Annotated in this window: 24 protein-coding genes; 9 read left to right on the top strand and 15 right to left on the bottom strand. The window is 64.6% G+C overall.

The genetic code is table 11. The annotated features are described in order from the left end of the window. Window positions 1-244 precede the first annotated feature (244 nt). A complete protein-coding gene (locus tag HWV23_RS06145; RefSeq protein WP_178289545.1) occupies window positions 245-1333 on the top strand; it encodes a pyridoxal-phosphate dependent enzyme in 1089 nt (362 codons plus the stop codon). A gap of 2 nt (window positions 1334-1335) precedes the next feature. Here HWV23_RS06145 and HWV23_RS06140 read toward each other — a convergent pair whose 3' ends face one another. Both HWV23_RS06140 and HWV23_RS06135 read right to left on the bottom strand, forming a co-directional pair. Further along, on the bottom strand, window positions 1336-1545 hold the full coding sequence (locus tag HWV23_RS06140; protein WP_178289544.1) for a hypothetical protein: 210 nt from the start codon (window positions 1543-1545) through the stop codon (window positions 1336-1338). 52 nt (window positions 1546-1597) lie between these two features. Next, on the bottom strand, window positions 1598-2863 hold the full coding sequence (locus tag HWV23_RS06135) for a tRNA(Ile)(2)-agmatinylcytidine synthase (protein WP_178289543.1): 1266 nt from the start codon (window positions 2861-2863) through the stop codon (window positions 1598-1600). 142 nt (window positions 2864-3005) lie between these two features. Here HWV23_RS06135 and HWV23_RS06130 point away from each other — a divergent pair, with 142 nt between their 5' ends. Then, complete coding sequence (locus HWV23_RS06130; RefSeq protein WP_178289542.1) at window positions 3006-3965, top strand: transcriptional regulator; 960 nt, start codon at window positions 3006-3008, stop codon at window positions 3963-3965. Window positions 3966-4285: 320 nt separating this feature from the next. On the opposite strand, the gene HWV23_RS06125 is transcribed toward HWV23_RS06130, so the two are convergent. Beyond that, window positions 4286-5278, bottom strand: coding sequence for an Hsp20/alpha crystallin family protein (locus tag HWV23_RS06125; RefSeq protein WP_178289541.1), 993 nt, complete (start codon window positions 5276-5278; stop codon window positions 4286-4288). 374 nt (window positions 5279-5652) lie between these two features. Here HWV23_RS06125 and hemC point away from each other — a divergent pair, with 374 nt between their 5' ends. The 3 genes from hemC to HWV23_RS06110 are packed head-to-tail and all read left to right on the top strand — an operon-like array spanning window position 5653 to window position 8258. After that, window positions 5653-6717 (top strand): hydroxymethylbilane synthase, encoded by a 1065-nt coding sequence (gene hemC / locus HWV23_RS06120; protein WP_178289540.1) that lies wholly within the window; start codon window positions 5653-5655, stop codon window positions 6715-6717. After that, window positions 6714-7484, top strand: a complete 771-nt coding sequence (gene cobA / locus HWV23_RS06115; protein WP_178289539.1) for a uroporphyrinogen-III C-methyltransferase — start codon at window positions 6714-6716, stop codon at window positions 7482-7484. Before hemC ends, cobA begins: the two co-directional genes overlap by 4 nt. Before the next feature lie 57 nt (window positions 7485-7541). Beyond that, on the top strand, window positions 7542-8258 hold the full coding sequence (locus tag HWV23_RS06110) for a uroporphyrinogen-III synthase (protein WP_178289538.1): 717 nt from the start codon (window positions 7542-7544) through the stop codon (window positions 8256-8258). Here the strand turns inward: HWV23_RS06110 and HWV23_RS06105 are convergent. Next, window positions 8255-8731 (bottom strand): GNAT family N-acetyltransferase, encoded by a 477-nt coding sequence (locus tag HWV23_RS06105; protein WP_178289537.1) that lies wholly within the window; start codon window positions 8729-8731, stop codon window positions 8255-8257. The genes HWV23_RS06110 and HWV23_RS06105 overlap by 4 nt on opposite strands. 54 nt (window positions 8732-8785) lie before the next feature. Between HWV23_RS06105 and recJ the strand changes: the two genes are divergently transcribed. Next, a complete protein-coding gene (recJ, locus tag HWV23_RS06100; protein WP_178289536.1) occupies window positions 8786-10219 on the top strand; it encodes a RecJ family nuclease in 1434 nt (477 codons plus the stop codon). Between the two features lie 33 nt (window positions 10220-10252). On the opposite strand, the gene HWV23_RS06095 is transcribed toward recJ, so the two are convergent. Further along, window positions 10253-10714, bottom strand: coding sequence for a YqaA family protein (locus HWV23_RS06095; RefSeq protein WP_178289535.1), 462 nt, complete (start codon window positions 10712-10714; stop codon window positions 10253-10255). Window positions 10715-11165: 451 nt separating this feature from the next. Between HWV23_RS06095 and HWV23_RS06090 the strand changes: the two genes are divergently transcribed. Then, window positions 11166-11918, top strand: coding sequence for a crotonase/enoyl-CoA hydratase family protein (locus HWV23_RS06090; RefSeq protein ID WP_178289534.1), 753 nt, complete (start codon window positions 11166-11168; stop codon window positions 11916-11918). Between the two features lie 38 nt (window positions 11919-11956). On the opposite strand, the gene HWV23_RS06085 is transcribed toward HWV23_RS06090, so the two are convergent. From HWV23_RS06085 to HWV23_RS06050, 8 genes are all read right to left on the bottom strand, one after another. Continuing rightward, complete coding sequence (locus HWV23_RS06085; protein WP_178289533.1) at window positions 11957-12580, bottom strand: hypothetical protein; 624 nt, start codon at window positions 12578-12580, stop codon at window positions 11957-11959. 109 nt (window positions 12581-12689) lie between these two features. Next, entirely contained in the window at window positions 12690-13079 is a 390-nt protein-coding gene (locus HWV23_RS06080) for a type IV pilin N-terminal domain-containing protein (protein WP_178289532.1), read from the bottom strand. A 12-nt stretch (window positions 13080-13091) separates the two neighbouring features. Continuing rightward, window positions 13092-14144: a signal recognition particle-docking protein FtsY gene (gene ftsY, locus HWV23_RS06075; protein WP_178289531.1), complete on the bottom strand. Its 1053-nt coding sequence runs from the start codon at window positions 14142-14144 to the stop codon at window positions 13092-13094. A 5-nt stretch (window positions 14145-14149) separates the two neighbouring features. Beyond that, on the bottom strand, window positions 14150-14608 hold the full coding sequence (gene pfdA, locus HWV23_RS06070; protein ID WP_178289530.1) for a prefoldin subunit alpha: 459 nt from the start codon (window positions 14606-14608) through the stop codon (window positions 14150-14152). Further along, window positions 14605-14778: a 50S ribosomal protein L18Ae gene (rpl18a, locus tag HWV23_RS06065; RefSeq protein WP_178289529.1), complete on the bottom strand. Its 174-nt coding sequence runs from the start codon at window positions 14776-14778 to the stop codon at window positions 14605-14607. The genes pfdA and rpl18a overlap by 4 nt, the downstream gene beginning before the upstream one ends. 719 nt (window positions 14779-15497) lie before the next feature. Then, on the bottom strand, window positions 15498-17894 hold the full coding sequence (locus HWV23_RS06060) for an ATP-dependent DNA helicase (protein ID WP_178289528.1): 2397 nt from the start codon (window positions 17892-17894) through the stop codon (window positions 15498-15500). A 95-nt stretch (window positions 17895-17989) separates the two neighbouring features. Further along, the gene (locus HWV23_RS06055) at window positions 17990-19333 is read right to left on the bottom strand and encodes an alkaline phosphatase family protein (RefSeq protein ID WP_178289527.1); all 1344 of its coding nucleotides are present in this window, start codon (window positions 19331-19333) and stop codon (window positions 17990-17992) included. A 478-nt stretch (window positions 19334-19811) separates the two neighbouring features. Continuing rightward, window positions 19812-20351: an inorganic diphosphatase gene (locus HWV23_RS06050; RefSeq protein WP_178289526.1), complete on the bottom strand. Its 540-nt coding sequence runs from the start codon at window positions 20349-20351 to the stop codon at window positions 19812-19814. A 235-nt stretch (window positions 20352-20586) separates the two neighbouring features. Here HWV23_RS06050 and HWV23_RS06045 point away from each other — a divergent pair, with 235 nt between their 5' ends. Continuing rightward, entirely contained in the window at window positions 20587-20946 is a 360-nt protein-coding gene (locus HWV23_RS06045; RefSeq protein ID WP_178289525.1) for a PadR family transcriptional regulator, read from the top strand. Here HWV23_RS06045 and HWV23_RS06040 read toward each other — a convergent pair. Both HWV23_RS06040 and rnhA read right to left on the bottom strand, forming a co-directional pair. Continuing rightward, entirely contained in the window at window positions 20943-21539 is a 597-nt protein-coding gene (locus tag HWV23_RS06040; RefSeq protein ID WP_246282734.1) for a DUF7108 family protein, read from the bottom strand. The two genes, HWV23_RS06045 and HWV23_RS06040, sit on opposite strands and share 4 nt — an antisense overlap. Continuing rightward, window positions 21532-22122: a ribonuclease HI gene (gene rnhA / locus HWV23_RS06035; RefSeq protein WP_178289524.1), complete on the bottom strand. Its 591-nt coding sequence runs from the start codon at window positions 22120-22122 to the stop codon at window positions 21532-21534. Before rnhA ends, HWV23_RS06040 begins: the two co-directional genes overlap by 8 nt. Before the next feature lie 161 nt (window positions 22123-22283). On the opposite strand from rnhA, the gene HWV23_RS06030 reads away from it, so the two are divergent. After that, window positions 22284-23249 (top strand): transcription initiation factor IIB, encoded by a 966-nt coding sequence (locus HWV23_RS06030; protein ID WP_178289523.1) that lies wholly within the window; start codon window positions 22284-22286, stop codon window positions 23247-23249. The last annotated feature ends 58 nt before the right edge of the window (window positions 23250-23307 follow it).

Below are 23307 nucleotides of genomic sequence, written 5' to 3'. Positions count from 1 at the left end.
TCAGTCGGCGCTACGCTGGCTCCCTTCGGTCGCCAGCGGGAACCGCCTCGGGGGCGTTCTCCGAACGCCCCTCGGCGGATGCTACAGCCGGTTCTTTATAAACAATAGCACGGCCAGACGGCTCGTGACCTGACGACTCGTCGGCTATCCGCCGAGGCAGTAGCGTGGAACACGGATAGCCGCTGGGAGCGTTCCGCCTGCTCGCCACCGAAACCCACAGGGGCACGTCCGCCGATTCGTCGGTATGGACCTCGCCTGCCCGGAGTGCAGCCGGACCTACGCCGACCGCTGGCGCTGTGAGTGCGGCGCGCCGCTGGAATTTGCTGACCAGCCCTTGCCGTCGGTCGATTCTCCCGAGGAAGCGTCTATCGACCCCCGAGACGGCCTGTGGACCTTCGAGGAGTTCCTGCCCGTCGGCGCGGACGTCGAGGACCGCGTCACGCTCGGAGAGGGCTACACGCCGCTGGTCGAAGCCCCCGAGTGGGATGCGACGTTCAAACTGGAGTACGTCTTCCCAACCGGGTCGTTCAAGGACCGCGGTGCGACGACGACGCTCACCCGCGCGAAGGAGGTCGGCGCCGACGTCGTCGTCGAGGACTCCTCCGGCAACGCCGGCGCCGCCATCGCCACCTACGCCGCACGCGCGGATATCCCGGCCGAAATCTACGTTCCTGCTGGCGTCAAGGAGTCGAAAGTCAGGGCTATCCGCCGCGCCGGTGCGTCGGTCAACCGCGTCGAGGGCAGTCGACAGGACGTCACCGACGCCTGCATCGAGGCCGTCGAAAGCGGTGATGGCTGGTACGCCAGCCACGCGTGGAAACCCGCCTTCTTCGCTGGGACGGCGACCTTCGCCTACGAGGTCGCCCACCAGCGGGACTGGTCGGTTCCCGATGCCGTCGTCACGCCGCTTGGCCACGGCACGCTGTTTCTCGGCGCCTACTACGGGTTCCGAGCGCTCCGGGACGCCGGCTGGACCGACCGGCTGCCGAAACTTCTCGGGGCACAGGCGGCGGGGTATGCGCCCATCGCTGCGGAACTCCACGGCGAAAGCGCTGTGGGAGAAAACAACGAAATTGCCGACGGTATCCAGATTCGGGAACCGGTACAGAAAGGTCGGATTATGGAGGCCATCGACCGGACCGACGGCGATGCTATCGCCCTCTCGGAGCAGGCTGTCGCGACGGAACTCGACCGGCTTCACGAGGCCGGCTTCTACACGGAGCCGACCTGTGCGGTCGCTCCCGCCGGACTCCGTGAGTACCGAGAGCGAGGCGTCGTCGATGCCGACGATGACGTCGTCGTCCCGCTCACCGGAAGCGGCCTCAAGGGATGAGGTCACATCCCGAGCGTTCGTTTGAGACGGCCGAGCAGGCTTTCTCGGTCGGTATCTGAGGTGCCCGATGTAGCCTCCGCGGTGGGTTCGTCCGCCGCGCCACGTGCGAGACCGGCCTCCTGACAGTACGGACAGCCACTCTTGTCGCCGTAGTACGGCAGGTCACACTGGCTGCAGACGACTCGCTCTCGGCTGGCAGTTCGCTGGGCCATATCGGGATAATAACACCCCTGTGATGTGAATAGTGGGTATCGTTCACACGGGTCATTTCTCGGGGTGCGTCGGCGCGTCGAACCCGCCGCGAATCAGGGGTTTGGCGATGTGCCGGCGTGCCCGTGGTGGAACCTCATACCAGCCGATTTCCAGGTCGCGCTCGATTCGGCGTTCGGCTTTCCCCTCAGTCGAGGTGCCGCAGTCCCGACAGCGATAGCCCTGTTCGCGACCCGCTGATTTCATGGTTCGACCGCAGTCGGGACAGGTCGGTGTCACCGGTTCCGTCCGGTTCAACTCGCGGACAGCGAACTTCTCGAGTTTCAGCGTCCCGTCGCTTACCTCGCCACAGACGGTGAGGTAGTCACCGACACGGAGGTTTCGTACCCGGTCACGGAACCGCTTCGTGGGTTCGAAGGCCGCACAGGTGAGTGTCGCATCATCCTCGATGCTGAAGAAAACGTGGCCACCGCGGCGCGTCTCGGGGGATTCGGCGACGCGCCCGTCGAGATGGTAGGAGTGTCCGTCGCGTGCAGTCGAAACGGTGCCCGCCCGAATGTGGGAATCGGTGCCCTGATTCGTCACGAAGGTCCGTGCGCGGTCGACGGACTCGCTTTCGATGTGGTCGGACACAGCATGACAGGAATCGGGGTCGTCACCACGGATTCCGTAGAGTACAGGCCCCGGCGTCCGCGGGACGCAGACGGCCTCTCCGCTTCCGCGGTCGACGGTATCCCACACCTCCGGGTAGTAGGCGTTCGCGGCCTCGAAGACGGAATCGAAGTCCACATCGCGTTCGGTGCCCCACCGACTCGGCTCCCGGTAGGCGATGTGTTCGTAGGTCCAGTCATCGAAGGCGCGCCAGGCGCCGACTGCCGCAAGCGCGCCGATGACCCCGCGGCCGTTCTTCCAGCCGCGGGTTCGATAGCCGGCTGAATCGACGTGTTCACGGGCGTCCTCACGCGTGTGATGGCTTCGAGCGGCCGCACGAGCGAAGGTGGCGATGTCGTCCGGAACGCCGTCGGGCCCCCCGGGTGCAACGACGATGCCGGGGTTGGTCCGGTCGTCAGCGGTTTCAGCGATGTCGTCGACAATTCCTTCGGCAATGTTGAACGCCGTCTCTACGGCGGCGTCGGTGTGGATCGCCAGCGCCGCGTTCCCCCGGGTCTTGTGTTCGACCGCGGGGTTGCACCGAATCAAGAGGACGCGTTCGACGGTTGCTCCGGTGTCGGCTAATCGGCGAGCGACGGTATCGGCGACGTACGTCGTACACATCCCGCGTTCTCGGGAATCCGTGTCATCGAGGCCGAGGACGGTCACTGTCGGCCGTTGGGAACGACGGGCCAACCGCGTTTCGGTCCGTCTCGCTCAGTTGAACCTTCGGTAAGGGCGGAGAACCGCCGGATAGCGTCGGTCTGAATCGGGGAAACACATTTAACCGGCGAAACGCTTACATACCACTATGTCACGGTCCGCACTGGTCGGCAACATCACCGCGATGCTCGACGACGCTGGCTTCACGGTGAGCGACCGGTGTGCCATCCGGCCGAAGAGTTTCGACATCGCCGCTCGCCGCGGCGACGACGTGTTGTTGTTGAAAATCCTGGCGAACATCGACGCCTTCGATGGCTACACGGGCGCCGAGATGCGCCGTCTCGGCGAGTATCTCGATGCCACGCCGCTCGTTATTGGGCTTCGGACCCGCGACGAGGACCTGAAGCCGGGCGTCGTCTACTTCCGGCACGGCGTCCCGGTGTTCTCGCCGGAGACCGCGATGGACCTCTTTATCGAGGAAGTACCACCGCTCATCTACGCCGCGCCCGGCGGCCTCTATGTCAACATCGACGGTGAATTGCTCGAGGACGCCCGCTCGAAGCGGGACTGGTCGCTCGGCAAACTCGCCAACGAACTCGGCGTCTCGCGGCGCACTGTCTCGAAGTACGAGGACGGCATGAACGCCTCCGTCGAGGTGGCCGCGGAACTGGAGGACCTCTTCGACCGGCCGCTTGCCAGCCCCGTGGAAGTCCTCGAAGGCGCCGACGAGGTTCGGGACGAGATGGACGACCCCGACGAACCGGAGGCTGACCCCGACGACTCCCATCTCATCACCGTCCTCACCCGCGTCGGCTTCGAGGTCCACCCGACGATGCGCGCGCCGTTCAAGGCCGTCAGCGAGGACGAACAGCGCGAACGGAAGATGCTCACCGGCCACTCGGATTTCAACCGCACCGCCGAAAAGCGCGCTCGTATCATGTCCTCCGTCGGCGAGGTCACCCGAACCCGGTCGGTGTACGTCGTCGACCGGGCCCGACAGGATTCCGTCGAAGGGACGGCCCTTATCGAACGGGAGGAAATCGAGCACATCACTGACCCCGACGAACTGGAAGACCTCATCCGCGAGCGCGCGGAGATGCAGGCCTGACCTGAATCGGCTCTTCTTTGCCAACTCGCGTGAAGCACGGCAAGGTCGCTCTACTCGATTTCACACGATGTACGCCTATTTTGAACGCTTCTCCCGGTTTGCTGCCAGTAGGTATAAGTTAGCATACCAACAAGCGCGGGTATGAACCGATTACCGGGCGTATCGAGCAGGCGGTGCCTGACGTGTGGCTACCACCGCCAGCGTCGAACGGAGGCGTGTAGGTATTGCGGCGCAGAAACGAAAACGATCGAGATCGTCGACACCCGAGACGCCGTGGTCAACCGGGACCACTACGGGTTCGAATAAAAGAGGCGGCCCCGTTACTCGACGCCGATTCGTCGGTTGCTGCCTTCCTTTGCCTTCGGTAGCGTGATACGACAGACTCCGTTCTCGCAGGTCGCTTCCGCGGTTTCGATGTCGACCAATGACGGGAGCTGGATGACTCGCTCGGCGCGGTTCAGCCGTTCGCGTTGAACCGGTCGAAGGTCCTCGTCGGGCGCCTCCTGCCGTGCAGCCACGATTCGTAGCGTCTCGCCGGAGGCTTCGAGATCGATCTCGTCGCTGCCGTATCCGGCGAGGTTCGCAAGCAGGACGAACTCGTCTTCACCCTCGTACATATCTACCGGCGGTATCTCCGAGGACCCGAGCTGTGACGAGGGGGCCTTATTGGGGACGGTCTGTTCCCCCGTCGCCCCGGCGAACGCGCCTGTCGGCTGGCCGAAAGACTGGGCCTGACCTGTGGGCTGGGTCTGCTGGCCGGTCATCTCCTGTGGCGGCGCGGTGGGAGCGGTCGCTTCGAGAGAGGCCTGGCCGGCTTGCACCGGTTGGGGCCTCGCTTGCATCGACGTGCCGATACCTTGCCGGACCGGCAGTCGGGTCGCCGAAAGGGGTTCCAACTGAGGCTGCTCCGTGGCGGTCCATCCTTGCTGTGCCGGGAAGCCGAACCCTCGGGGCTGCTGTTCCGGCGGCTGTGAGTACTGGCCGGGCTGTTGTGTCGGTTGCTGCGTCAGTTGCGGGAACTGCTGGGGTTGGTGTACCTGCTTGGGCTCTTGGAGGTACTGCTGGGAAGGTTGCGGCGTCCGTTCGGCTTGCTGTGTGGGTTGGGCCTGTTGCGGTATCTGCTGTGCGAACTGGGGCAGCTGCTGTGGCGTCGTCTGCGGCTGAGTTTGCTGTGTTCCGACCTGGTGTGATTGACCCTGTTGACCGAGTCGTTGTGTCTGTGGGGCCGCGGTTCCTAGTTGCGTCCCGCCCCCGAAGGAGGACTGGAAGGGCTCCTGCTGTACTTGACGGTTCGGGTTCTGCTGCTGTGTCATGGTTCTCTGTTTCTGTCCGGCGTTTAGCGGACCACGCGTTCGCGTACGCACCTGCGTACGCGTCCGAGAGATTTCTCCGGAGGCGCATTGTTATACGCACCCCTCCTCGACGGTAATCCAATCGTGATTCACGTACTATCGGCTTAGAAGCGTGAAAACCTACGTTTCTGCCGTTTAAATCCGGAATTCGAATCGCTCAGAATCGAGAAACGAGCACGTAGCGAACGGTATGGTGGCCTTAGCATCGGCTATCGAGATCGACTACTGGCGATTCTATATAGCTACCAATGGTTTATTGGCGCGATAGTCGGTGACACAGCATTGCCTTCGGAGAAGCCGAAGGGCGTTTCAACCGGCGCAACGGAGATTCGGGTATGACAGAAACGATACGGCTGGCAACTCGCGGGTCCGACCTCGCGTTACGGCAGGCCCAGTCGGTGGCCGACCAGTTGGGGAGCCGCCGCCGGGAGGTCGAACTCGTGGAGGTGTCGACGACCGGCGACGAGTTACGGGACGAACTCATCCATCGACTCGGCAAAACCGGCGCGTTCGTCCGCAGTCTCGACGAGAAAGTCCTCGATGGCGAGGTCGACGCGGCGGTCCACTCGCTGAAGGACATGCCGACCGAGTTCCCGGAGGACCTCGTCGTCGCGGGCGTGCCCGAACGCGCTGCCCCGGGTGACGTCCTCCTTACGCCGGATGGCACGACGCTGGAAAACCTGCCCGACGGCGCGATGGTTGGCACTTCGAGCCTCCGCCGGAAGGCACAACTGCTCGCTGCGCGCCCGGACCTCGACGTCCAGCCCCTGCGGGGGAACGTCGACACGCGCGTCCAGAAACTGCTGGCGCCGACCCTACAAGCCGAACACGAGCGACGGGTCGAAGCCGAAGAGGGCGACAGCGAGGCCACCTTCGACCAGAGCGTCGATGACTGGTTCGACGGGCTTACCGAACTCGAACGGCAGGCACTGGAGCGCGACCCCGATACTGAATTCGACGCCATCGTCCTCGCTGAGGCCGGTCTCGAACGGAGCGACCTGCTTTCGCAACTCGACTACGAGCGCCTTCCGGAGACGTTCGTCCCCGCCCCGGGGCAGGGCACCATCGCGGTGACGGCCCGGGACGACGAACTCGCCGAGCGACTGCACGCCGACCTCGACCATCCGCGAACGCGTGTCGAAACCACCGTCGAGCGGACGATTCTCGGAACGCTCGGTGGCGGTTGTGTCGCACCCATCGGCATCCACGCGGTCCTGCAGGGCGAGTACGTTCACACGCGGGTGCGCGTCCTCTCGCAGGACGGCACCGAGGAAATCAAAGCGACCGAGGATATTCCGGCCGAAAAGCATCCCTCGGCCGCCCGGGAGTTCGCCGAGGAACTGGCCGACCGCGGCGCCGCCGACCTTATCGAGCAGGCGCGCAAAGAGACGGGCGAATGACTGGCAAAGTCTATCTGGTCGGCAGCGGTCCCGGCGACCCCGAACTGTTGACCGTGAAGGCCCAGCGCCTCATCGACGAGGCCGACGTCGTCCTTCACGACAAACTGCCGGGCCCGGAAATTCTCGGCTCCATCCCCGAGGCAAAACGCGAGGACGTGGGCAAACGGGCCGGCGGCGAGCGCACCTCCCAGGAATACACCAACCAGCGCCTCGTCGAGTTGGCCGAGGCGGGCAAGACCGTCGTCCGACTCAAGGGCGGCGACCCGTTCGTCTTCGGTCGCGGTGGCGAGGAAGCCGAACATCTCGCGGCCAACGAAATCCCCTTCGAGTACGTGCCGGGCGTGACGAGTGCCATCGCCGGCCCCGGTGTCGCTGGCGTTCCGGTCACGCATCGCGACCACGCCTCGTCGGTGACTTTCGTCACCGGCCACGAGGACCCGACGAAAGACGAGTCGGCCGTCGACTGGGATGCCCTTGCGGCCACGGGCGGAACGCTCGTCGTGCTGATGGGTGTCGGCAAACTCCCGATGTACACCGGCGAACTGCTTTCGGCAGGGATGACGCCTGACACGCCCGTCGCGCTGGTCGAACGGGCGACCTGGCCCGACCAGCAGGTCGCCGTCGGCACGCTGGAAACCATTGTCGACGTTCGCGACGAGGAAGGTATCGAACCGCCGGCGATTACCGTTATTGGCGGCGTTGCGGCCTCACACGAGCGCGTTTCGGCGTTCCTGCAAAACGGCCGCGATGCGGCCGACGAGAGGTGATATATCCCATGTCGCTATATCAAATACGTCCGGCATGCTACACGGAGGCCACAGCAAATGAGTAAACTCGCCTTCTTCCGTCCCGACGACGACCGCGCGGCCGAGGCGGCCGAAATCGTCCGAGGACTTGGCCACGAGCCGGTTTCGGACCCGATGCTCGAAGTCGACCCGACGGACGAATCGCCTCGAACCGACGCCGACTACACGGTGTTGACGAGCAAGACGGGCGTCGAACTCGCCGCCGAGGCCGGATGGGAACCGTCCGGGGAGGTGGCTGCCATCGGCTCGCCAACCGCCGAAGCCTTGCGGTCGGCGGGCTATGCCGTCGACCACATCCCCGAGGAGTTCTCCTCGACGGGCCTCGTCGCCCACCTGCGCGATGCCGTCGACGGTACCCGCGTCGAAGTCGCCCGGTCGGACCACGGGTCGCCGGTTCTGACCGACGGGCTGGAGGATGCTGGCGCGTACGTCCACGAAACGGTCCTCTATCGGCTGGTTCGCCCGGCGGAAGCGGGGCAATCAGCCGAGTTGGCTGCCGAAGGCGAACTCGCTGGGGTCTGTTTTACCTCCTCGCTAACCGTCGAACACTTCCTCGATGCGGCCGACGAGCGCGGCATCCGGGCCGAGGCCGTAACCGGTCTGAATCAGGCCGTCGTCGGCGCTATCGGAGACCCGACCGCCGAGACGGCCGAGGCGAACGGTATTCAAATCGACGTCGTCCCCGAAATCGCGGAGTTCGAAGTACTCGCAGAAGCAGTCGCTCGGCGACTCTAATCGAGCGGCTTTCGCATTTTCATCGACTCCACCTCGACGTCGGCAGTCGTCGTGTTCGTGACCCGTTCGACCGGCTCGTAGCCGGCCGCCTCGTAGAAGCCGACCGCGTTCAGCACCGCTTCGAGGCGACTGGTTTCGGCGCCGAGGGATTGCAGACGCGTTTCGCATTCCTCCAAGAGCGCGGTTCCGACACCTGACCCGCCGTGCGCGGGAGCGACGAACAGCGCTTTGATTTCCGGACCGTCCCGGTCGAGTTCGGCGAACCCTGCTATCTCACTATCGATTTCCGCGACAAGCAGGTCGGTCGTCGGTTCCTCGATTGCTCGCTCGTAGCGTGCGACACCCTCGGTTTTGGCTGCCCAGGCTGCCACCTGCCGGTCGTCGTACGCTTTCGGGCCGTGTTCGATGATAGCGCTGACATGGACGAGCATGACCGACTCGCAGTCCCCGCGTTCGGCCGGACGGATACGCATGTGCGAGTCGACTGTGCGGAGGTTTAAATTCCATACTGCATTAGGAAACCCACGATGGCTCTCGCCGATGTCCCCGTTCCGAAGTTGCAGGCCCGCGCCGAGGCGTGTGCCGAGCGGCTCCTCCAGGCCGACCGCGTGTTGCTCGCCTCACACATCGACGCCGACGGCCTGACGAGCGCCGCCGTCGCGTCGACGGCGCTGGAACGGGCCGGATTGCCCTTCGAGACGGTCTTCGAGAAACAACTCGATGCCGACTCGATTGCGGGCATCGCCGAACGGGACTACGACACGGTGCTTTTCACTGACTTCGGGAGCGGCCAACTCGACATCATCGCTGACCACGAGCAGGCAGGCGATTTCATCCCGGTCATCGCCGACCACCACCAGCCCGCGGACGCCGAAACGGAGTTCCACCTCAACCCCCTCCTTGAGGGCATCGACGGCGCCTCCGAGATGTCCGGCGCGGGCGCGGCCTACGTGCTCGCGCGGGCGCTGGCGGCCAACTCCGGGCAGGACGAGCGCCTCGATAACCGCGACCTTGCGGCCCTCGCGGTCGTCGGCGCCGTCGGCGACATGCAGGCTTCCGACGGTGAACTCCACGGCGCCAACGAAGATATCGTCGCCGACGGCGTCGAGGCGGGCGTTCTGGAGGAAACGAAGGACCTCGCGGTCTACGGCAAGCAGACGCGTCCCCTCCCCAAACTGCTGGAGTTCGCCTCCGACGTGCGGATTCCGGGCATCACCAACGACGAGCGCGGGGCCGTCTCGTTCCTCGATGACCTCGACGTCGAGTGTCGGGCCGACGGTGCCTGGAAGCGGTGGGTCGACCTCACCGACGACGAACGGCAGACGGTCGCCAGCGCCCTCGTTCAGCACGCCGTCAGCCGCGGCGTCCCGGCGTTCAAAATCGACCGCCTCGTCGGGACGACCTACGTCCTCCGCGAGGAGGAGGTCGGAACGGAACTGCGGGACGCAAGCGAGTTCTCGACGCTGTTGAACGCGACGGCCCGATACGAACGGGCTGACGTTGGCCTTGCCGTCTGTCTCGGTGACCGCGGAAGCGCCTACGACCGCGCGAAGGAACTCCTGCGGAACCACCGCCGGAACCTCTCGGAGGGCATCGAGTGGGTCGAAGAACACGGCGTCACGACCGAAGACCACCTCCAGTGGTTCGATTCGGGCGAGGAGATTCGCGAGACCATCGTCGGCATCATCGCGGGCATGTCGATGGGCGCGGACGGCGTCTCCCGCGATATGCCCATCGTCGCCTTCGCCCGGAAGAACGACGAGGAGACGAAGGTTTCGGGCCGCGGCACCGGCCCGCTGGTGAGTCAGGGGCTGGACCTGTCGGTCGTGATGCGGGAGGCCTCACAGGCCGTCGGCGGCGACGGCGGCGGCCACGACGTCGCGGCGGGCGCGACGATTCCGGCCGGTGAGGAGGAGGCGTTCATCGACCACGCCGACCGTATCGTCGGCGAACAGTTGTAACGCGGGTTTGTCGGGTGGGTGCCGACCACTGGTTCAAAACGCGAGCGAGATGCTTCCAAAGAGGCCGACCGTGACGATGAGTCGCCCGAGGCTCCCGACGAAGGTCGCCGCAGCGAACCGGACGTAGTCCCGTTCGAGCACGGCGAAGGCGTATATCGAGATAGTGTCGGGGAAGAACGGAACCGAGAGCGCGATAGCGAGGCCGCCGTATCCGTAGCGTTGTGCGAGTTGGACGGAACGCCGCTCCGACCATTCGAGTATATTCCACCGCGACCGGCGTAACCACCGAACGATCGGCCCGGCGCGTTTGACCTCTTGGCCGATGTGGAAGGCCAACACGCTTCCGGCGGCCTTCCCGACGGCGCTCACGAGCATGATACTCCCGAGACTGGCCCACGCCGGAATCCCGAGATCCAGCGGCGCGACGAGAACGACCTCGCTCGGGCCGGGAAGTACGAACGCAATCAGAAACGAGTACACGAATACGATGCCCATACCGGGCCACCCGGTCGCTGACTCGACGAGCGTCTCCACACTCCCCATAAGGGACAGCGGCAGCGAACTCAGCGGCACGGATAATGCTATGGGCAAGTCGCTAGATAATCCGTATTTCTCCTCCGAATAGTACGTGTCGATGCCGGACGCTGATGCCGATTATGGCGAGTCGGCCGTCGCGGCGCTCAGGTCGTTTTTCATCGCCGAACGAACTGCAGCCAGCGGTTTCGCCTACGAAACCGAGCCGCGCGTCGCGACGGTCCGTGGTACCTCTCCCTCCTTCATCCCGTCTCGAAACCCATCGCACGCCGCTTGCACGACTGACTCACCGGTTCCGTGTTGTAATCTGTGGCCGGCGGTTCACGCTGATGTCGAATTTCATATCGTGGAATATGGTTTATTTTCGTTCCGCTGCCCTCCTTTTATACCTATATCGGTCGTTCAGCGGGCCATGACCGTTCACTACGAGCGAGCGGGTCCGGTCGCCGTCATCAGAGTCGACCGGCCGGAGCGGCGCAACGCTATCGACAACGCGACTGCCGAGCGACTCGGCGAGGCGTGGGAGCGGTTCGACGAAGACGAGGATGCCCTCGTCGGCGTGTTGACCGGTAGCGAGGGCACGTTCTCGGCGGGCGCGGACCTGAAAGCGATGGACCTGCAGGACCGCCCCGAGGGGTGGCTCGGGTTCACCCGCACGCGCGTCTCGAAGCCGACCATCGCCGCCATCGAGGGCCATTGTGTCGCCGGTGGTCTGGAGATGGCGCTGTGGTGTGACCTGCGCGTTGCCAGCGAGTCGGCCACGTTCGGCTGTTTCGAGCGCCGTTTCGGTGTTCCGCTCGTCGATGGTGGCACCCAGCGACTCCCTCATATCGTGGGGCTGGGCCGCGCCCTCGAACTCATCCTCACCGGCCGCGAGTTGGACCCCGAGACCGCCAAGGAGTGGGGGTTGGTCAACCGCCTTGCCGAGGAGGGCGAGGCGCTCGATACGGCCGTCGAACTCGGCGAGGTAATCGCGGGATTCCCCCAGGAAACGGTCCGAACCGACCGGCAAGCGGTCTACGACGGCCTCGGGACGACCCTCGAACGGGGCCTATCGGTCGAGGGCTGGCATGGCTCACGGGCGATGGAAACCGCACGCGAGGGGGCCGACCGCTTCGCTGGCGGCGAAGGACGAAGCGGTGAGGGTGTGCCTGACGAGGAATAACCCGAGGCGAGACGAGAAACGTCGGGGCCTCGGCGCCGTTAGCCGCCCAGTCCGGTTGCCGGGCCGAGTATGGGTGCGTAGCCGACGACTGTGAGAACTGAGAGGGTCAACACCGCCAAGAAGAGGGCGTAGGTGGCCGCTTTCGCGGGATGCGGCTTGATGCCGAGGCGTGGCGTAGCGGGGTCCGGGGACGTGGGTTCGGTCGGTTCGGCGGGTTCCTCGCTGATGCTGAGGGGTTCGAAGTCCGACTCGCCGGAATCGAGCCATTCGGTGAACGCGAACTCGCCGTACTCCGCCTCGGCGGTCGGTTCGGGCGTCGGCGGGGTCGCCGTTCCAACGTCGGGTTCCTCGCTTTCGAGCCACTCGACGAACTCGAAGCGCCGGTCCTGGTCGATGGTCGTCTCGGTTGGGGTGGCCTCGGAGACGACCCGTGGCTCCGCGGGCGGTTTCGTGGGCCCGGTCGGCCGGGCGGCCTCGAGCCAGTCGGTGAAGACGAATCCGTCGAAGTCGTCAGGGTCAGTCTCGATACCGGCTTCCGAGGACGTCTCGGCGTCGAAGTCGTCGTTCGTGTAACTCGGCGGAAGGAAGGCGTATTCGTAGAACTCGTTGGCCCGTTCGCGGAGTTCCGACCAGTCGACCGGTCCCTTTCGCCCCGTCGACATCACTGCTCACCTCCGGGCGCGGCCCGACCCGGAAGCGCACGCTCCTGTCGAATCATGTGTCCCTTTCCCACAGTCTCGGAAAAAAGGATTGCCCCGAGTATGCACTATACTATTTAAGGACGGTTTCGTGGAGGTTCGCCTGTCCGGCCTCGCCGAACCATCGAACGACGACGCGCTGTTTCGGTTCGAACCGGGTATCCTCGAGTTCCAGTCGGTCGCCGGGCCGAACCGTCGTGTTCGTCTCCCACGTCGTCCGGTGGACCGTGCGGTCGGGGACGACCGGCCGGTCCTCGTAGACGAGCACGGCGAGTTCGCCGGATTCGAAGGTTTCGCCGCCGGCGTGTTCGACGACGAGTCGGTCCTCGGTAGGGTCGCCACTCACGTCGAAGGAAGCGTTCGGGACGGCCTCGGGCGGGGCCTGAAGAAACGCGGGCAGTAACCAGAGTCCGACCGCGGCGACGACGACCAAAAGCAGCGCGACCGCGGGAACGCGACGCATTCGAGCGTCTCGCTACTCCTCGCGGAGCAGGCGATTGACGATTTCGTCGGGGTCGAACCGTTCGAGGTGGTCGTAGCCCTGCCCGGTGCCGAGGAACAGAATCGGCTTGCCGGTGACGTGGGCGATAGAGATGGCCGCGCCGCCCTGTGAGTCGGCGTCGGCCTTCGTCAGCACGACGCCGTCGATTTCGGCGGCGTCGTTGAACTCCTTGGCGCGGTTGGTCGCGTCTTGGCCGGCGACGGCCTCGTCGACGAACAGCGTCATATCGGGGTCGACGACGCGGTCGATTTTCTCCAGTTGGGCCATCAGGTCGTTGGAGGTATGCAGGCGACCGGCGGTGTCGCCCAACACGACGTCGACGTCGTTGGCCTCGGCGTACTCGACGGCGTCGTAGATGACCGCCGCCGGGTCGCCGCCCTGCTCGTGGGTGATAATCTTCTTGTCGAGGGCGTCGGCGTGTTCCTCGATTTGCTCGTTGGCGCCCGCCCGGTAGGTGTCGCCGTTGGCGATGACCGACGAGTAGCCGCGCTCCTCGAGCCACCGGGACATCTTCGCGATGGTGGTGGTCTTGCCGACGCCGTTGACGCCGGTGAAGACGACGACGGCGGGCTTGTCGGTGTCGGCGAGTCGCTGCTCGAAGTCGAACTGGCCGACGCTGATGACGTCCCGGAGCGCGTCGGCGATGGCGCGTTCGACCACCTGCTCGCCCGACTCGACCTGCTTGCGGGTTTCACCGACCAGTTCCTCGCGGATGCGTTCGGTGATTTCGCGGGCGACGCTCATCTCCACGTCGCCCTGCAGGAGTTCGAGTTCGAGCTGTTCGAGGGGCTCTTCGAGCTCCTCTTCGGTGATGATGGTCTTGCCGGTCGCCGCGAGGGCGGCCTTCTTCGCGAGGCCGGGGCCGTCCTCGTCCTCGCCTTCCTCGGCTTCTGCGGCCGGCTCCTCGGCCGATTCCGTCGGCTCTTCGGTGGTCGCCTCGCCCTCGGCTTCCGCTTCGGGTTCGTCGGCGTCCTCCTCGACGTCGTCCTTGAACCGGCCGAGTTTGTCCTTCAGTCCGTCGAACATCTACCCTACTCGTCTTCCTGCTGCATCTGCTGCTGCATCTGCTGCATCTGCTGCTGCTGCATCTCCTGGGCGCGCTCCTCGAGTTCCGAGGACTCCTCTTCGACTTCCTCGATTTCGGCTTCGAGTTCCGCGATGCGGTCGTCGAGCGTGTCCTTCTTGGTCTTGAGGGATTCGATGGCGCCCTCGCTGTCTCGTTCGGCCGCGTAGCCGCCGCCGAGGCCGACGACGACCTCGTCCATGTCCTGAACCTCTGCGCGGACGTAGGCGCCGCCGCCGAGGGGGACCTGCACGGTCGAGTCGGTTTCGAGCGTCTCGATGGCCTCGATGGCCTCGTCGATCTCGTCCTGCTCTTGCTCGACGCTCTCGATTTCGGCCTCGATGGCCTCCTTCTCCTCTTCGAGGGCCTGCATCTGCTGCTGAATCTGCTGCATTGCGCCGCCGCCACCGCCGCCACCGAGGCTCATGCGTCCACCTCAGCGATGTCGATCTGGGTGCGCTTCAGACCGTGCTGGGAGCCGAAGTTCGTGTAGACACGCTCGACGGCGACGTTCTCGTTCGGTGCGTCGATCTGCTTTTCGAAGTCCTGCTCGCCGAAGCGAGCGGGGAAGGAACCGCGGACAGTAAACTCACTCATACACGAGACACGGCGCGCGAGCGGGAAGTATCTTCCTAACCCGACTCTGTTGAAGCCCGTGTGGATTGGGAAATTCGTCTCGACATCTGTTTATAACTCGTGGGGGCGACTTCCTGACTGCAACCACCTTGAAAGCCCTCAGCCCGCTGGCGGTCGCTAAGCGGGATATCCTCGCTCGCTTCGCTCGCTCGGATAGGGCCCGCTTAGCGACTATATAAACGCCAGACGGGCCTCGCCCTTTCATTCCGCCAGGACCACACAGGCCTGCCCTTCCCCGGGTCGGATGGTCGGCCGTGCGGCCGACCCATCCTCCCGGCCAACTGTCTTTTATAAATGGCGCGCGCTGGCCGACCGCCGTGAGCGCCCTCGCGAACGGCGGTCGGGTGCCCGCGCGCGAGGGACGACCGAAGCCGAGCAATGCGAGGCTGAGGGAGTCGGTTGGGGAGGCATGTGGCTGCGGTCCTTGGCGGACTCGAAGGGCGAAGTGGTTCGAGAGAGCGAAGCTCTCTCGTCATCACGAAAGGCGCGAAGCGCCTTTCGGACGACCGGCAGGCGCTTGCTTGGTCGTCTGAGCGACCACTATCCGAGCGACCGCAGGGAGCGAGGATATGTCGCTCAGCGACCGCCCGCCGGCTGAGGGCTTCGGAGGTGGTGTTAACGGATGAGATGACACGCTCTATTTATAAAAGAACACAGCCGAAACGATTCGATAGCCCGTACTATCCCGACCAGAACCTGTCTAGCGCGAAATCGAACATATCGGTGCTGACGGGCTGGAATTCCTCCCGTTCGGCCTCGCCGAGCAACCCCCGAACGCTGTCCCAGGAGTCGCGGGCGAACCGCTCATCGCAGAGCACCCGCACGCCCGTCTCCTCGGGGCCACGAATCACGCGGCCGATTGCCTGTCGGGCCTTCCGGACGGCGGGCACCGACAGCGCGTATTTGAAGCCGTCCCCGAAGGCCCGGTCGTAGGCCGTCCGAACGGCCCGCGTCCGGGGGCTGGCGGTGTTGATAATCGGGACGCCGCAGACGATGGCCGCCGAGAGGCGGTCGCCCTTGTAGTCGACGCCCTCAGTCAGCGTGCCCCGAAGACTGGTCACCAGCACCTTCGGGTCGCCCTCGAAGAACTCCTGTTTGAGGTTCTCCGTGGCCACGTCGTCGGTCGCCTCGTCGAGCAGGACTTCCTTGTCGCAGTCCTCCAGCACCGAGGCGGCCCACTCGGCTTCCCGATAGGAGGGCATCCCGACGAGGACGTTGCCCGGCGAGTCGGCGACCCGCTGTATCGCCGTGGCGTGGGCCCGCCGCGTGTCGGTCTCCTCGCCGGGGTCCCCTCGGTTCGAGTAGGTGAACTTCGGCGCCGATAGCGCGAAGGAGGCGCGGTTGTCCTCGGGGAATTCGAGGCCGTACGTCCGCTCGACGACGGGTCGGTCTTCCTCCTCTTCGAGATGCTGGAGGCCCGTCACTTCGGTGAAGACGTCCAGCGGCTCCAGCGTCGCGCTCATCAGCACGCCCGCGCCGAACTCCCCTAACTGCTCGCCGATGGCACCCGCCGGCAGACAGTTGTGCAGCGAGAAACTGGCGGTGTAGACCCGCTTCCAGGATTCGGCCGGTTGGGTGTCGTCCCACGTCCGTTCGAGGTCGATTTCCCGGAAGAAGTCGGTGTGGTCGACCCGGTACCACGTCGCCAGCGTGCGGCCGACGCCCGAGACCGCGCGGCGCTTGTCGTCGTCATCGATGGTATCCAGGACGTGCTTGGCGACCGCACAGACCGTCTCCGCGCGCGTCCAGACCCGCGCGTCGAAGCCGTTGCGCTCGGCCCACCGCGTCAACTCGTCGGTGCCGGGCGTCTCGGGGTCCCGAAGCGGAATCTCGTCGTCCTCGAGGTCCGTCAGGTTCCGTTTCCAGCCCGGTCGTTCCTCGTCCAGATGGTCGGTCACCCGGCGGTCGAGTTCGTCGCCGAGCGCGGTGAAGAAGCGACGCGTGTCGCGCAACTCCGAGAGCGAGACCTCGGTCTCCTGAAGTTCCTCCCGAATCGTCTGGGCTTTCTGCTTTGCTTCGGCGCCGTGCTGGGCGCCTTGCCCGGCTTCCTCGATGGCTGCGACGGGCTGGATGACACGCGAGAGTTCGTTTTCGGCGTCCTGCAGCGCCCGGTCGGAGACGCTGTCGCCGACGAGGTCCCGGACGCGGGGTTCCAGCATGTGGGCCTCGTCACAGACGACGAACGTCTCGTCGTCGATGAGCGCGCCGGTGAAGGATTCGACGGTCGTCGGGTCGAAGGCGTGGTAGTAGTTGCCCACGAGGACCTCGACGTGCGGCAGGAGCGCGCCCATCACCGAGTGGGGGCAGGAGCCGTGGCTGCCCGCCCGCCGGACGAGGTCCTCGCTTTCGATGAGACCCATCTCGGTGTGGTCGAAGGGAACGGCCTCGACGGGGTCGCCGTCCTCGGGCAGGTCATCGAGGTACTGCGCGTAGAAGGGGCAGTATTCGACGTCGTGCTCCCCGGATTCGGGCGTGTCGTGGGGATACGGTGTCGGTTCACCCGCGGCTTCCAGAAAACTCGCGCCGTTGTTTTGGGCGCCGGAGTCGGCGAGGCCGACCTGCTGGCTTCGGGCCTGGTCGACCAACGACCCGGGCGTCGTCTCATCGGCTAGCCCTCGCGTGCGCTCGCGGAGGCCCTCACACCGTTCGTAGACGTTCGTATCGTCGATATCGCCGGCGTTGGCGAGGTTGTACGGGCAGACGTCGGCCTTGCCGACGAGCGTCATCGCCGAAATCGGCTGCCAGTCGTCGGGCAGGTTGGCGTTGATGGTTTCGAGGTCCTCCTCGAACTGCCGGAGTTGCTGTTTGACGCTCGTGAGGACGAACACGCGCTCGAATTTCGAGTCGGGGTCCCGAACGAGGTGGATGCCGGCGGTCAGCGCCAGCATCGTCTTGCCCGTCCCGCAGGCACCTTCTAAGGCGAGAAAGCCGCCGTCTTCGGCGGTCTCGATGGCCGTCTCGATGCCGTCTATCTGGTCGCCGTAGGGCTCGTCGTGGCCGAAAATCGGCCGCCAGTCGGGGCGAGCACTCGTCTCGTCGTCGGCGGTTGCGGCCGCCTCGTCACCCTCGGAGGACACACCGCGAACTGACGCGCCTTCACCTAAAGACGTGTCGAACGGGGCGGTAGAACGAGGATGAAAGGCAGAAAAACCAGCCGCGTTTCGGGACCGGCTTAGATGAGGCTCGCGCCGTCGAACTCCTTGCGGTCGGTTTCGATATCCAGCAAGTCGAGGATGGTCGGCGCGATGTCGTAGAGGTCCGAATCCGAGACGGTCGCGTCGTCGTCATCGATGAACAGACACGCGTTGTCGAAGCTGTGCATGCCGTTTCGGGGGCCGGTCGTGAACACGTCGTCGCCGCCCTTGAAGCCGGATTTGAGGTCGAAGCCGTGGTTCGGGATGACCACGAGGTCCGGGGCGATGTCGTCGTGGTCGCCGCGGAAAGCCTTCTCCTTGGTGACGACGCGGTCGGCGACCTTGCGGCCGTCGGGGCCTTCCAGTTCTTCGAGTTCGGCCTTGAGTTCGGCACGGACCTCCTCGTATTCGTCTTCGGGGACGGACCCGCGCGGTTCGCGGCCTTCGAGATTGATGTAGAAGCGACCCGGAATTAGGGAGTAGGCCGTGGTGTCGTCGCTGATGTCGCCGAGGCTGTCGTGGTCGTCGTCCTCGTAGGAGAGCCAGTCGTTCTCCTCCAGCCAGACGTTGCATTTGACCTCGTGGTCGAGTTGGGTGAATCCGTGGTCGGAGGCGACGACCATCGTCGTCTCGTCGTCGAGCATGTCGCGCAGTTCGCCGAGGTACTGGTCGACCTTCTCGTAGAAGTCCAGGAACTCCTGTTTGTACTCGCCGTCCTGGGTGTAATGTTTGAACAGGAAGTGGTTGACCCGGTCGGTCGTCATGAAGACGCCGAAAAAGAGGTTCCAGTCGTCCTCTTGGATGTAGTGTTTGAACGCGTCGAACCGGGCGTCGAGGGTGCGGTGGGCGTCCTCGATGAACTCCTCTTTGTCCTCCTTGTGGCCCAGTTTGGCGTTGACGTCGATTTTGTATTCGAGGTCCTCGAGCGTCTCGCGGAGTTCGTCGGGGTAGGCGGCCTTCTCGACGCCGGGCGAGAGGAAGCCCGAAACCATCCGCTGGATGTCGCGGTCGGGTGGGAACGTGACGGGGACGTTCATCACCGTTGCCTCGCGGCCGGCGTCGTCGACGCGACTCCACAGGCGGGTGGCCTGGACGTCACGACCCATCGGGACGTAGGTGTCGTAACTGCCGACTTCGCGGTCCTGGAAGCCGTAGACACCCGTCTCGCCGGGGTTGACGCCCGTGGTCAACGCCGGCCAGCAGGCGCTGGATTCCGGCGGCACGATGGAGTCGATGGGGCCGCCGCTGCCGGCGGCCTGAAGCTCGTTGAGGTTCTCGAAGACTTCCTCGTTGTCCGAAATGAGGCTATACGGCACACCGTCGATACCGAAAAAGGCGACTCGCGGTCCCTCACCGCCGCGAAGCCGGTCGAACAGTCCCATACACGCGTGTGGGACAGGCGGCTACAAGAAGCTTCGTTTCCCGTGCCAAAACCGGCACCGCTCGCGGAAACCGGCAAAGGCGTCGCCGAACCGCTATTCGTCGTCCTCGTCGTCGTCCGCCGGCACCTCGAAGTTCTCCGGAACGACGGTCATGTGGTTCATCCCCATCGGAACCTCCTCTTGGGTGCTCATACACGACTGAACGGCTTCAACCCACATATATCACACCATAAACATAATGTATGGTCCTCATACTGGGTATGCTCTGTGGGCATAATAGGTGGGAAAAACGCGTTACTTCGGACGGTTTTCTTGTAATTACTTCAAGGTATATACAGGGCATTCGTATGTCCCAAGCGAATCCAACGACGTGTTCGGCGCTCGCTTCGCGCGGGCGAGACACGTCGTCCGACGGACCCCGGCGCCGTGGCTATCGGGTGGGTTCGTCGGGTAAGAAATCGGTGATTCGTCGGCCGCGTTATTCGAAGTGCTCTTCGTAGAGGTCCTGGGCGTGTTCGATGGCGTCCTTGGCCGCCTGCTTGTCCTCCCAGCCCAGCGTTTCGACTTCCTTGCCCTCCTCGAGGTTCTTGTAGGTCGAGAAGAACTCGTCGATCTCGTCGAGTTGCTGCTGGGGGATGTCCTCGAGGTCCTCGATGTGGTCGTAGCGGGGGTCCTCGGTGGGGACGGCGATGACCTTGTCGTCCTGCTCGCCGTCGTCGTCCATCTTCATGAGGGCGACGGGGCGGGCCTCGATGACACAGCCGGGGAAGGTCTGGTCTTCGACCAGCACGAGCACGTCGAAGGGGTCCTCGTCGTCGTAGTAGGACTGCGGGATGAAGCCGTAGTCCGAGGGGTAGTGGACGTTCGAGTGGAGCACGCGGTCCAGCACGACGCCGGGGATGTCCTTGTCGTACTCGTATTTGTTGCGCTCGCCTTTCAGACACTCAACGACGGCGTAAATCTCGTCGGGGGCGTTCGGGCCCGTTTCGAGGTCTTCCCAGAGGTTCGCTCCAGCCATATTCGGCGATGGGTGTGACGCCCGCAAAGAGCTTTCGACACGCGGTCGACAGCGGGATTTGACGGCCGTCGACTTGCTGGGTGTTCGTCCCGGAACTGGCCAACAGGCGTCTGACACCTCTCTATCGTTCGAAGTTTTATAACTCGGACGCACGAATTGGGACGTATCGGGGCAGTTCCGGCCGTTTCCGTGATGTTCGATAAATGTTAAGTGTGTTCCCATCGTGTTGATTGGTATGTCAGAGGCACAGACAACTGTTCCCGATCCGGGCATCGCTCGGGAGCTCACGGCGTTCCAGCAGAACATTTTGACCATCCTCGCGGAGGACGCACGATACGGCCTCGCCATCAAGCGCGAACTCGAATCCTACTACGGCAGCGAGGTAAACCACGGGCGGCTCTACCCCAACCTCGATGACCTCGTCGAGATGGGTCTCGTCGAGAAGAGCGAACTCGACAAGCGGACCAACGAGTACGCCCTCACCGACGAGGGCCTCGAAGCGGTCCTCGACCAGCTCTCGTGGGTCTTCGCGAACGTCGCGACCGACGAGGAGCGCGCCGAGCGGCTCCACGACCTCGTCGACCAGCGCGTCTAACGCAGCGACTGACCGACTTCTTCGACCAGTTCGAGCGACGCAGCGACGGCATCGAGCTGTTCGTCGGTCGGCCACGCGTTCCGCGGCAGATACTCGGCGGTGAACTCCTCGCGTTCGCTCTCGGTGGCTTCCTCGACGCGTTTGGCGTAGTGGTTGCTCATGAAATCCGCAAAGGCGTGGGCGGTCGCCCCGTGTGGCTCGCCGTGTTCGGTCTCGATTTTGTCGGCCACGCGGCGGTTGTGCTCGGCGACGGCGTCCCAGTCGTCGGGGTCGCCGACGCCCGACAGCGACACCTCGACCGCGCGGTCCGTGTCCTCGATGCGTTCTATCTGGACGACGCCCTCCTCGACCCATTCTTCCGGGTACATGACGAGCGTCTCGCCGGTGTCTTCCTCGCGGACGCGAGGGACGTAATCGTGGTCGGCGAGCAGGGCCTCCCGTTCGTCGAGGTACGCCTCGCGTTCGTTGTCGTCGACGGCCTCGCGTGCGCGCCGTGTGAGCGTCACGACGCGGTCGATGACCGTGGCCGGGGGGCTGTCGTCCGGAGCGTCGCCGTCGTCGGTTTGAGTGCTGTCTGAGCGTTCGTCAACCATCGAGTGCTTCGTTGACTAGTTCGTCGGCGCGTTCGTTTATCTCCCGCGGAACGTGGTCGATGGACCACTCGTCGAACTGCCGGAACAACTCGCGGGCCCGGACGCGTTTCTCGCGGAGCGTCGGGTCGTTCGTGTCCCATTCCCCGCGAACCTGTTTGACGATGAGTTGGGAATCGCCCTTGACGATGAGTTCCTCGAAGCCGATGTCGGCGGCCGCTTCCAGCGCCCGAATCAGGGCCTCGTATTCGGCCTGATTGTTCGTCGCCTTGCCGATGCGTTCGGACCCTTCGGCGGCGATACCGTCGCTGGTGACGATGACCCACCCGATGGCGGCGGGCCCGGGATTCCCCCGAGACCCGCCGTCGAAGTAGACGTGGGCGCGCCCGCCACCCCCCTCGATGACGCCGACGAGTCGGCCCGCCGACCCGCCCTGAACGACGACCTTGTCCTCGTAGGCGACCGCCGTCGCGCCCGCGTGGCTCGCACGCCACAGTTCGTGTTCCGTGTTCCCCGGCTCGACGTCGATACCGGCGTCTTCGAGCCGTTCGCGCGCGGTTTCGGGGTCGCAGTCGATGACGGGCATCGTTCCCGCTTCCCATCGTCCCGGTTTTAGCCCTTCCGGTTTCCGACCCGTTTCCACCGAGGCGACAGATTACGGGACGCCGCCTTCTGCCGGTTCATGTCAGAATTAATAATAGGTTTGCGAGGGTTTAAGTCACATGCTCCTATCAGTATAAAAATGCGATGACACGGCCCACCCGTCAACGGGAGCGCGAGACCGAATCCGAGGGGGAAACCGCCGAACAGGACGAAGGGACGACCTGTCCGGAGTGTTCATCTGACAATATCGTTAAGGATGCTGACAGGGGTGAGATGGTCTGCGACGACTGTGGGCTCGTCGTTGAGGAAGACCACATCGACCCCGGCCCGGAGTGGCGGGCGTTCAACCACTCGGAGCGTCAGGAGAAATCCCGCGTCGGCGCGCCGACCACCCAGACGATGCACGACAAGGGGCTGACGACCACCATCGACTGGAAGGACAAGGACGCCTACGGTCGCTCCATCTCCTCGAAGAAACGCAGCCAGATGCACCGCCTCCGGAAATGGCAGGAACGCATCCGGACCAAGGACGCCGGCGAACGCAACCTCCAGTTCGCCCTCAGCGAAATCGACCGGATGGCCTCCGCGCTGGGCGTTCCCCGCTCGGTACGCGAAGTCGCCTCCGTCATCTACCGGCGCGCCCTCGACGACGACCTGATTCGTGGCCGCTCCATCGAGGGCGTCGCCACCGCCGCCCTCTATGCCGCCTGTCGGAAGGAAGGCATCCCCCGCTCGCTGGAGGAAATCAGCGAAGTCTCACGGGTCGAACGGAAGGAAATCGGCCGGACCTACCGCTATATCTCACAGGAACTCGGCCTCGAGATGGAACCCGTCGACCCCAAGAAGTACGTCCCACGCTTTTGCTCCGAACTCGAACTCTCCGAAGAAGTCCAGACCAAAGCCAACGAAATCATCGAAACGACCGCCGAGAAGGGCCTGCTCTCCGGCAAATCCCCGACCGGCTACGCCGCCGCGGCCATCTACGCCGCCTCGCTGCTCTGCAACGAGAAGAAGACCCAACGCGAAGTCGCCGACGTCGCGCAGGTGACCGAGGTCACCATCCGCAACCGGTATCAAGAGCAGATCGAAGCGATGGGCATCCACTCCTGACCTGAGTCGTCCGACGCCTCCGTTCTCCCCTCGCCGTCCGAACAGTCTTTATTAGTCC

The organism is Natronomonas halophila (assembly GCF_013391085.1).
GTDB classification, from domain to species: domain Archaea; phylum Halobacteriota; class Halobacteria; order Halobacteriales; family Haloarculaceae; genus Natronomonas; species Natronomonas halophila.
The sequence above is the reverse complement of the archived record's forward strand: the minus strand, read 5'-3'. Positions and strand labels throughout refer to the sequence as shown.